The sequence below is a fragment of the Nitrosomonas sp. Nm132 genome (genome assembly GCF_900100485.1).
Lineage (GTDB): Bacteria > Pseudomonadota > Gammaproteobacteria > Burkholderiales > Nitrosomonadaceae > Nitrosomonas.
Genome location: NZ_FNDH01000077.1, coordinates 1 through 6,209, shown reverse-complemented (window position 1 = coordinate 6,209; position 6,209 = coordinate 1). Strand labels below are relative to the sequence as shown.

Sequence of the window (6,209 nt, the reverse complement as noted above, 5' to 3'; positions counted from 1 at the left end):
TTGTTTGACTGCCTATTTTTGTATCTCCTCCCCTGGCACATGTAATCGATTGATTTATATTTGTTCTTTAGAATGCTTTAAAAACGAGGGATGCTCCGAGATCAGGTTGTCTGAACGTACATCTGGTTTATCAATTCCTAAGCCAAAAGCTGTCGTGGCAATCGTCACGATATCTTCTTCACGTAAAAATTTCTCCTGATGTTCGATGCGCGTTTGGATATCCATGCCAGGGCGATAGGGGATTGCTGGAATGCTATTTTCAGCTAGCCACACTGATGTTTCCTCAACTTTCTTACGTGACTGGCAGTAAACGATACCGGCATCTCCTGCATGTTCAGTTCGAATAAACTTTAATAGTTTTGTGTGTGAGCGTTTATCTTATCGACAATGCGGTAATGAATAGTGGGGCGATCAAAACTGGAAATAAAAAGCGTGCATGATCAAGATCAAGCCGCTGAATGATTTCGGTACGTGTCACAGTATCCGCCGTTGCTGTCAACGCAATGCGCGGGACATTCGTAAATCTTTTATGCAATATTCGGGCTAACTGTGTGCGCTGGATAAGATGCAGAAATCAGGAGGTGAGCCGTCTTGCTGATGCGACATAGAGTAAGATCGTATGCCACCTGTAAGCAGATTTCGTTCAATCACAGAGGTTTCTGATTGTGAGAAGGAGGAATGCAAATAGGCTGTCCGCACGCCCATTTCGCGCAAAGCGACTACTTGATTATGCATTAGCGCAATCAGTGGTGAAACGATGATTGCCATCTCATTGCGCATGAGTGCGGGAATCTGGTGGCATAACGACTCTCCTCCACCTATTGGCATCAATAACAAGTAATCATGACCACTGGTCCACTGGCAATATGAGCGATGATTTCAGCTTGTTGTCCATGGAAATCGCTATAGCCGAAAACTTCCCTGAGGAGGGTAAGTGCTATTCCTGGCTCTTCAAGTGCTCTATTTTACGCCGGTCACGTTTGGTGGGTCTGCCTTTGGTATAAAATTGCTGTGACTGCATTTTAATTTGTTCTGCAAGCGCTGTACGTGCTTCACGACTCGCATCGGTCTCCTGATAGAGTTTTTGTGCCTCCGCTGCAGAGCCACGTTTATTGGACAATGCCAGCACTTTAATATCATATTGATAATGAGCAATCCGAATGGTGAGCATATCTCCTATCGCTACCATCTTGGCTGGTTTTATCCGCATGCCGTTAATGTGTACTTTACCTCGTTCTACCGCTTCTGCCGCTAAAGAGCGTGTTTTAAAAAAACGCGCGGCATAAAGCCATTTATCAATGCGGAATTTTTCAACATCGTTTTTTATCATCATCGATTAGTCATATCTTGCTGCTAGCAACATTACTATATCTGCTATGCCACCAGACTAACGCAGACCCAATAATGGCCACCAGCAGGAAAGCTAAGACCAACAATGAAAGCAAATTTCTTCGATAACGTGAAATGAGGGTTGCCGGTATATTTTTCCATTGTGACGTCAGAATTAGATGCCCAGAATCGCAGTTTCTGTAAATGACTAAGTTTTTGACCTAAATTCGATGCTGATAGTATCGTAAAAATAGTTACACTGGTGAATGTAGGTGCGGGTGTGGGAGCCATACCTGAATAATAGTTGGTGGAGAAGGCAAAATTGCAGGATTATTATATAATTAGTAAATGATTGGAATTGCAGATCAAATATTTGTTTTTTGATGACTGAAAAATCTGTACGGGATCGCCAATAGCTAATTTGCCCTGTGTGATGCAAACATTTCGAGAATAATATTTCTGAACATAATTTAAGGAACGTAAAGGAATTCGTTCTTTTCTATGTATTAAAGGCATTGTTTTTATTTCATACGTTGCGCGACATACAATATACAATTTTCTTAAATAGCTTTTAAAAAAACCATAATGCCTGTCTGGAGATAAAAATGGCGGTAGCTGATGTTTTAAAAAAAATTCAAGACCATGAAGTTAAATTTGTTGATCTGCGTTTTACTGATACTAACGGCAAGGAGCATCATGTCACCGTTCCTGCTCATGCGTTTACTGCAGATAAATTTGAAGATGGGCACGCGTTTGATGGTTCTTCTATTGCAGGTTGGAAAGGGATTCATGCCTCGGACATGCTGCTGATGCCAGACCCTGATACGGCTACGATGGATCCGTTTATGGATGAAGCGACATTATTTCTTACTTGCGATGTGGTTGATCCTTCTGATGGGCAAGGTTACAACCGTGATCCGAGATCATTGGCAAAGCGTGGTGAGGTTTACCTTAAATCTACAGGTGTTGGGGATGTTGCTTATTTTGGCCCGGAGCTTGAATTTTTTATTTTCGACTCTGTTCGCTGGCAAACCACTATGGCAGGCTGTTTCCTGGAAATCGAGTCTGAGGAAGCCACCTGGAGTTCGAAAAAGAAATATGAAGATGGCAATATTGGTCATCGACCTTTGGTCAAGGGGGGCTATTTTCCGGTACCGCCAGTTGATTCGCTGCACGATATCCGTTCAGCGATGTGTCTGGTTCTGGAAGAAATGGGGATCAGTGTCGAGGTTCATCACCATGAAGTTGCTAATGCGGGCCAATGTGAAATTGGTACTCGATTCAATAGCCTGGTGAAGCGTGCAGACTGGAATCAGATGCTCAAATATGTTGTGCATAATGTTGCACATTCCTATGGTAAGACGGCTACCTTTATGCCCAAACCCATCGTGGGCGATAATGGCTCCGGTATGCATGTCCACCAATCAATTTGGAAAGACGGTAAGAATTTATTCTCGGGAAATGGTTACGCCGGAATGTCTGAAACAGCGCTGTATTATATTGGTGGCGTTATCAAGCATGCAAAAGCACTGAATGCAATTACCAATCCCGGTACTAATTCGTACAAAAGACTTGTCGCTGGCTTTGAGGCACCTGTCAATATCGCTTATTCTGCTAGTAACCGTTCTGCTGCAGTGCGTATTCCACATGCCAGCAATCCTAAGCAACGGCGTATTGAAATAAGATTTCCCGATCCAATCGCCAATCCATATCTATCATTTACCGCATTGCTGATGGCCGGGCTTGACGGCATTCAGAACAAAATCCATCCCGGTGACCCTATGGATAAAAATCTTTACGATCTTCCCCCTGAAGAGGCTTCCAAAGTTCCGAGTACCTGTAATTCTTTGGAGGAGGCTTTGGAGAGTTTGGATAAGGATCGTGAATTTCTTACCCGGGGCGGTGTATTCTCTAATGATATGATTGATGCCTACATTGCGCTGAAGATGGAGGAAGCCATGCTCTATCGTATTAATACGCACCCAGTCGAGTTCTCGATGTATTACAGTTTGTAGATAAAGGGCAAATTTAAAGCGTTTATTATTTTATTGCCTTAGCGCTGTTTGATTGAAAATTTAATCAACTTTAAATTTCTTCAGTCGGGAGATTGCTATGGGGCAGAAACAGCTCGCCATTGCTTCGGTCTTGATAGTTTTGTTAACTACTGTGACTCAGGCGGTGGCAGGTATTTATAAGCTTATCGATGAGAATGGCCATGTAACTTATACCAATGCCGCGGCTAAAGGTGGACAGAAGCTCCGGGTTGATCCTGCAGGGCCGAGAGTGGTAGCAAAAGCCATGACAACAGCGCCTTTGGCTATACGAGGCTTTCCAAAGGTAAGTGATAATCAGCAGAAGAAACGCGACGTTAACCGTCGCCAGATTCTTGAGAATGAATTGGCCGCAGAAACAAAGCTCTTGGCGGAGATGCAGCAGGTTTTAAACGAAGCTACAAAGAATTTGAGGCGCGTTGCAGCTAATCATGCTCAATTGTTGCCTGATACTCATGTTTCCGAAGACGAAAGTATAAAGAAGCTGCGTAATCAAATTACATTGCATGAAAGAAACATTACAGCGCTCCGTATTGAGCTGGGAAATCACTAACCATTGAGATTCTGCGTGAGGCTTCATGAAAATTGCAGCTATTTTGCTCTCGGTGCTTCCTGTATTTAGTTTTCCCTGTATGGCTCAGTCAGGGGTATACAAGCATTTGGGCCAAGACGGCCAAATCCTTTATTCTGATACTGAAATAAAGGGCGCTTATCCAATCGATTTGCCTGAGATAACAGTATTGCCAGCATCTCGTCATGATCTAGCAAGATCAGCAATAAAAAATGGTGCAACTCTGCCTGGGCAAAATGAAGCGATCGAAATAGTCGATAAAAAGTTCAAGCAAGAAATAAAACAAGTGTCCGTAAGTGAGGCAACGACTCATCAAAATTCTTCTGACAACGATTTGAGTCAACACAGTGATCAGGGCCGCGTGCAACAAGCCATTGAAGAAATGGCTCTTTACGAAGATAGTATCGAGGCGCTTGAGATTGAGCTTTATAATTTAGGTGCTGGCTATTAAAGAAGCACGCAGCGGGATTGCCTTCAGAGATAGTGAGATATCTTTCGGTTACTTTGTTGTTTCGATTTCAATTCAAAATCCATGAGCGTACTTGAACTTAAAATTCCACCCGCGGTAGTCCTGGTGTTTATGGGTGTCATCATGTGGTTTGTTGCAGATCTTGCTCCTGAGTTGGTGCTGGTTATTCCAGGTCGAATCATTATGGCTTCTGCTGTCAGTTTAGTTGGCATTGTGCTCATTCTGGCTGGTGCGGTTGCGTTCAGAGTGGCAAAGACAACAGTCAATCCGATGCAGCCGGGTAAAACATCGTCCATCGTGACGAGGGGTGTCTATAAAATAAGCCGTAATCCCATGTATGTCGGATTTCTGCTGATACTCTTGTCGTGGGCGGTGTTCCTGTCGAATATTTTTTCCTTTGCAATGTTGCCTGTCTTTGTTTGGTATATGAATCGTTTCCAGATTATTCCGGAGGAGCAGGCATTACTTGCTAAATTTGGCACGGAATACATTACCTATACGAAAAGCGTACGTAGGTGGCTATGAGTTCTGACTTTTGCATCATTACTTCTTGCAATCCAAGAAGGGGACTTCATACTCCAGTGGTAGACCGATGCTATGATGTTTGTAATACTTAATTTTTATAGATAAGGCATAGTTTGTTAAGATAAAGACTCACGTTGATTCTTGGCAACATAGCATCCTTATTTTAGGAGGTTGGCTTTAGTCAGAAATTGACCGGAAGCGAGGACGGCCTCGTTACGCTCACATCAATCGGGGACGACCCCCATTACCCTGGAAGGAAGCACTATGGCTTGGGTCATTCTTGTTTTGGCAGGCTTGTTTGAGGTCGGTTGGGCTATCGGATTGAAATACACTGAGGGCTTTAGCCGTTTCTGGCCTACTCTCTGGACAGTCCTTGCGATCATTGCTAGTCTTTGGTTATTAGGTATTGCCATGAAATCATTACCTGTTAGCACTGCTTATAGCGTATGGGTGGGAGTAGGCACAATCGGTACTGTTATCCTCGGTATCGTGCTGTTTGAAGAACCTGCCAATGCAACGCGGCTTATGAGTATTGTGCTGATTATTGCTGGTATCATTGGTCTCAAGTTGGCTTAAAGCACATTCTTTATAAGGAAACATTCTATGATCATTTTCCTTACTGCATAGCAAGAAACAAGAAGGTGGCGCATGAACGAACCCACCATCACTTGCCCCAATTGCCGTACCGAAATCCGATTTACTGAGTCGCTGGCTGCGCCTTTACTGACTGCCACGCGCCAGCAATATCAGCAGCTGCTTGCGCAAAAAGATCATGAAATCGCCAAACGCGAATAGGATATCCATGAGCAGGAGGAACACCTGGTTGAGGCCAAGCGAAACCTTGAGCAATAAATCGCTGATCAGGTTACTGCCCAACTCAAGACTGAGCGTACACGCCTGATCGAGGAAGAGTCCAGAAAAGCCAAGCTGGCGGCTGCTCTTGAGTTAGAAGGCAAGATCCGTGAACTGGCTGATCTTCAGGAATTGCTTAAGGCACGTGACCAGAAACTTGCTGAAGCACAGCATGCCCAAGCGAACTCATCAAGAAGCGACGCGAATTGGACGATGCCAAACGCGAACTGGAGCTGACGGTTGAGAAACGGGTGCAAGAAAATCTGGCTATAGTGCGATCCCACGCACGCCGTGAAGCTGAGGAGAGTCTCAAGCTGAGAAGCTGTCTGGCAAAACGATTTCCATTAGAATCAAGGATTTTTTGATAGTAAGCTAAGAGATGTCATACAAAACGGATATAAATGATGAGGAA

9 protein-coding genes are annotated in these 6,209 nt (G+C 44.0%); 6 read left to right on the top strand and 3 right to left on the bottom strand.

Annotation, left to right across the window (positions count from 1 at the left end; genetic code table 11):
* Window positions 1-54 precede the first annotated feature (54 nt).
* The 3 genes from BLP80_RS16440 to BLP80_RS14115 form a co-directional block, all read right to left on the bottom strand.
* Window positions 55-315, bottom strand: coding sequence for a helicase-related protein (locus BLP80_RS16440; RefSeq protein ID WP_256325122.1), 261 nt, complete (start codon window positions 313-315; stop codon window positions 55-57).
* A gap of 228 nt (window positions 316-543) precedes the next feature.
* On the bottom strand, window positions 544-828 hold the full coding sequence (locus BLP80_RS16435) for a hypothetical protein (protein ID WP_371128836.1): 285 nt from the start codon (window positions 826-828) through the stop codon (window positions 544-546).
* A 109-nt stretch (window positions 829-937) separates the two neighbouring features.
* A complete protein-coding gene (locus tag BLP80_RS14115) occupies window positions 938-1,333 on the bottom strand; it encodes an RNA-binding S4 domain-containing protein (protein WP_218120466.1) in 396 nt (131 codons plus the stop codon).
* Between the two features lie 601 nt (window positions 1,334-1,934).
* Between BLP80_RS14115 and glnA the strand changes: the two genes are divergently transcribed.
* From glnA to BLP80_RS15790, 6 genes are all read left to right on the top strand, one after another.
* Window positions 1,935-3,344, top strand: a complete 1,410-nt coding sequence (gene glnA / locus BLP80_RS14110) for a type I glutamate--ammonia ligase (RefSeq protein WP_090544299.1) — start codon at window positions 1,935-1,937, stop codon at window positions 3,342-3,344.
* Window positions 3,345-3,441: 97 nt separating this feature from the next.
* The gene (locus BLP80_RS14105) at window positions 3,442-3,933 is read left to right on the top strand and encodes a DUF4124 domain-containing protein (protein WP_090544297.1); all 492 of its coding nucleotides are present in this window, start codon (window positions 3,442-3,444) and stop codon (window positions 3,931-3,933) included.
* Window positions 3,934-3,958: 25 nt separating this feature from the next.
* Window positions 3,959-4,402, top strand: a complete 444-nt coding sequence (locus BLP80_RS14100; protein WP_090544295.1) for a hypothetical protein — start codon at window positions 3,959-3,961, stop codon at window positions 4,400-4,402.
* An 81-nt stretch (window positions 4,403-4,483) separates the two neighbouring features.
* A complete protein-coding gene (locus tag BLP80_RS14095) occupies window positions 4,484-4,945 on the top strand; it encodes a methyltransferase family protein (protein ID WP_090544293.1) in 462 nt (153 codons plus the stop codon).
* A gap of 264 nt (window positions 4,946-5,209) precedes the next feature.
* Window positions 5,210-5,521 (top strand): quaternary ammonium compound efflux SMR transporter SugE, encoded by a 312-nt coding sequence (sugE, locus tag BLP80_RS14090; RefSeq protein WP_090544291.1) that lies wholly within the window; start codon window positions 5,210-5,212, stop codon window positions 5,519-5,521.
* A gap of 72 nt (window positions 5,522-5,593) precedes the next feature.
* The gene (locus tag BLP80_RS15790; protein ID WP_176754385.1) at window positions 5,594-5,740 is read left to right on the top strand and encodes a hypothetical protein; all 147 of its coding nucleotides are present in this window, start codon (window positions 5,594-5,596) and stop codon (window positions 5,738-5,740) included.
* Window positions 5,741-6,209: the final 469 nt, after the last annotated feature.

What these genes read in the sequence shown, in the direction of transcription:
- sugE (WP_090544291.1), top strand. Translation starts at nt 5,210, where the DNA reads ATGGCTTGGGTCATTCTTGTTTTGGCAGGCTTGTTTGAGGTCGGTTGG.
- BLP80_RS14095 (WP_090544293.1), top strand. Translation starts at nt 4,484, where the DNA reads ATGAGCGTACTTGAACTTAAAATTCCACCCGCGGTAGTCCTGGTGTTT.
- BLP80_RS15790 (WP_176754385.1), top strand. Translation starts at nt 5,594, where the DNA reads ATGAACGAACCCACCATCACTTGCCCCAATTGCCGTACCGAAATCCGA.
- BLP80_RS14100 (WP_090544295.1), top strand. Translation starts at nt 3,959, where the DNA reads ATGAAAATTGCAGCTATTTTGCTCTCGGTGCTTCCTGTATTTAGTTTT.
- BLP80_RS14115 (WP_218120466.1), bottom strand. Translation starts at nt 1,333, where the DNA reads ATGATGATAAAAAACGATGTTGAAAAATTCCGCATTGATAAATGGCTT.
- BLP80_RS16435 (WP_371128836.1), bottom strand. Translation starts at nt 828, where the DNA reads ATGCCAATAGGTGGAGGAGAGTCGTTATGCCACCAGATTCCCGCACTC.
- BLP80_RS14105 (WP_090544297.1), top strand. Translation starts at nt 3,442, where the DNA reads ATGGGGCAGAAACAGCTCGCCATTGCTTCGGTCTTGATAGTTTTGTTA.
- glnA (WP_090544299.1), top strand. Translation starts at nt 1,935, where the DNA reads ATGGCGGTAGCTGATGTTTTAAAAAAAATTCAAGACCATGAAGTTAAA.